The sequence below is a fragment of the Microcoleus sp. genome, from assembly GCF_049646505.1.
Taxonomy (GTDB): domain Bacteria; phylum Cyanobacteriota; class Cyanobacteriia; order Cyanobacteriales; family Microcoleaceae; genus Microcoleus.
Genome location: NZ_JBARVX010000627.1, coordinates 1 through 2,857 on the forward strand (window position 1 = coordinate 1; position 2,857 = coordinate 2,857).

Below are 2,857 nucleotides of genomic sequence, written 5' to 3' on the forward strand. Positions count from 1 at the left end.
GCTATCTCCAAACTCAACAAAAATCCCGGTTGACTGATACGCAAAACATTCTCGCCCGGAACCGCAGCAACAGTAATTCGCCCTCCCGGTGCCGACAACTGCCCCGTACTAACAACCGTACCGCCCAGCAAACTCAAACTCTGTCCCGGAGTCACAGCCAAATTGCCAGCATTAACAATACTTCCCGGTTGAGTCCCCCCAAAATAAAAAGCATTTGGCGTACCAACTAACTGGCTAAAATTATTTGTACCCGCCGCATTAAACCAATTAGAACCAAAACCAACACTATTAGCAGTAGTTGCAGTAAAAGCCCCCGGCACATTTAAACTCGCGTTCGGGCCAAACACAATCCCCGCAGGATTAATCAGAAACAGATTAGAATTGCCGCCCGTGACAGTAATTAAGCCGTTAATGAGCGAAGCGTCGCCGCCAGCAATGCGAGCTAATATATTTTGAATAGCCGAATTAGTCAGAAAATTAGCAATTTGACCTTGATTTAAGCCGAATTGCCCAAAACTGTGAAAAAGATTTGCCCCGTCTCCCGACAAACTGCCGCCGTTGATATCGTAGCGGTTGCCGGTGCGGGTAACAGCAGTGCCAGTACCGTCAGCAGCCGGGACTATGGACTGTGCTTGCGCCAAAGTATTAAAAATTAACAAAGAAAACGGACAAATAAATAGACCGAGCTTTTTAATCTTTAAGTTAGTGTTTTTCATAGCAGCAACTAAAACTATCTCAATTGCCTCAATTATCGCACCCGCCAACAAAATAATCGTAAATAACCAATTAATACCCTCATGACAACTCCCACCATCAAAAGCTTGTACACAGACGGCGCTTGTTCCGGCAACCCAGGCCCCGGCGGCTGGGGCGCAGTAGTTTGTTTCGCCGACGGCAATTGTCACGAACTCGGAGGTGCAGAACCCGAAAGCACCAACAACCGCATGGAAATGCAGGCAGCAGTCGCTGCATTAGAATTTTTTGCTAATTCTGGTCAAACCGAACCAGTCACCCTTTACACCGACAGCGAGTATGTCAAAAATGGCATCACTAAATGGATTCAAGGCTGGAAAAACAAAGGCTGGAAAACCTCGACGGGCAAAGAAGTCGTCAACCAAGACCTCTGGCACCTGCTAGACAAGCTGAATTCGATCCAAATCCAATGGGAACACGTCCGGGGCCACTCCGGCAACTTCTACAACGACAGGTGCGACGAAATCGCCCGCAGCTTTTCCCACAATCTCACTCCCAAACTGCAACAGCAGAAAGCAACCGCAGGCGGGACTGGGGCGAGTACGGGGGCACCGCCGCTACACTTGCAAAACCCAATTGTTTTGGAAGAAACGGACACAACTGGTAACAAAACGATAGAATCCTATGTCATATCTTCTGACCTTCCGATCTCCAACTCTACCATGATGGATTCAACTGCCGATACCCTGGAGAACTTGCCCCGCGAGGTGAGAGTTCAGGAACTCCGCAACCTGATAGAAACTTTGCACACAGCCGATGAAGTGGCCACCAAGGGCTACTTGATCACCAGTTCTGAACTGGCTGATTTGATGGATGTAAATGCCAGCGCTGTCACCAGTCGCGGAGACAATTGGGTGTGGCGCAACTGGGTAGTTTCTCGCGTCCGCCGCGAGGGCAACCAAATTCTCTGGCAATTAGAGAGAATCGACCACGTAAGTACAACAGATTAGTCATCAGTCATCAGCCATTAGTCAGATTCTGACAAGTGCCTTTTGCCTGCTGCGATACCTAGGGCTAATTCCCCGAACTATAACGGTAGGTGCGCGCCGCGTTCCTACCGTTTCAACACATTAAAAATAATTTTATCTATAATTAAGAAAAACGAACAAATCCCGAACAAACCGTGAAAAACAAGAGTTCGATAGGTTTAATGAACTGGCTGCAACCAAAACAAGAAACCGTTTTGCTGTGCGACTCAATTGCTGCAGCTTCTGACATGGCATTTATGCTCCAGGGTGAGTGGGATGGCTGCAATAGTTTGGTTCTTCCTAAATCCGACAAGGTAGCAATTGAAGCCGCCGCTAGTTTGCTGGAGACATCGTGGTGCTACCAAAATGCTTCCGAAACAGTTTTAATTCGGTTAGCAGCGGACGAATTGCTGCGCCGTTATGCCCTGGGAGACAGATTTTTTATTAATGCCAATTTGAGATGCGCTCAATTGGATAAAGTTTGCTTGCAAAAGATTGATTTGAGTTATGCTAAATTGAATTTGGCCGACCTGGGTGGCACTAATTTAAGTCAAGCTAATTTAACATCAGCCGAGATGCCAGGAGCAAATTTGAGTGGCAGTAACTTGAGTGGAGCGCAACTTGTTAGGGCTAATTTAGTTGGAGCTAATTTATCTAATGCTAATCTCCGAGGCGCAAATTTGAGTTATGCAAATTTAAGCAATGCTAACTTGAAAAATGCAGATTTAAGAGGTGCAAATTTAGGTAGATGTGACTTAAGAAAAACTTGCTTGAATGAGGCGGTGCTTGACTAAAATAAGGGGCGGGGGGAGAGCCGATTATTTATGCTCCGCGTTCCAATTATGATTCATATTTGCGATCGCGCCACCTGTAGGTATCGGCAGAAATAATACCATTTATCTAAAATCATGCAATACTCTTTGACCCCCCCTAGCCCCCCCTTACTAAGGGGGGGGACAAGAATACTGTTGCATTATTTTTTTAAATTGGTATAACCTCCCGATCGAGAGGACGCTCACCCTCGATCGAAAACACTTTGAGGCTCGTACTATCTAATACCAATTTCATAAAGTAGCGCTAGATAGTACCCCCCCAACCCCCCCTTACTAAGGGGGGCTTCGGATTTGATCAATACC

General features: G+C 46.6%; 3 protein-coding genes. 2 read left to right on the plus strand and 1 reads right to left on the minus strand.

Annotated elements, in window-relative coordinates:
• Nucleotides 1-716: filamentous hemagglutinin N-terminal domain-containing protein (locus tag WBA89_RS29095; RefSeq protein ID WP_424411093.1), on the minus strand; the 716-nt coding region annotated here is incomplete at its 3' end.
• Between the two features lie 81 nt (nt 717-797).
• Here WBA89_RS29095 and rnhA point away from each other — a divergent pair.
• Nucleotides 798-1,703, plus strand: a complete 906-nt coding sequence (gene rnhA, locus WBA89_RS29100) for a ribonuclease HI (RefSeq protein ID WP_424411094.1) — start codon at nt 798-800, stop codon at nt 1,701-1,703.
• A gap of 200 nt (nt 1,704-1,903) precedes the next feature.
• On the plus strand, nt 1,904-2,515 hold the full coding sequence (locus WBA89_RS29105; protein WP_424411096.1) for a pentapeptide repeat-containing protein: 612 nt from the start codon (nt 1,904-1,906) through the stop codon (nt 2,513-2,515).
• The last annotated feature ends 342 nt before the right edge of the window (nt 2,516-2,857 follow it).

Bases quoted from the DNA above. Each gene is read 5' to 3' on its own strand.
- WBA89_RS29105 (WP_424411096.1), top strand. From the start codon at position 1,904: ATGAACTGGCTGCAACCAAAACAAGAAACCGTTTTGCTGTGCGACTCA.
- rnhA (WP_424411094.1), top strand. From the start codon at position 798: ATGACAACTCCCACCATCAAAAGCTTGTACACAGACGGCGCTTGTTCC.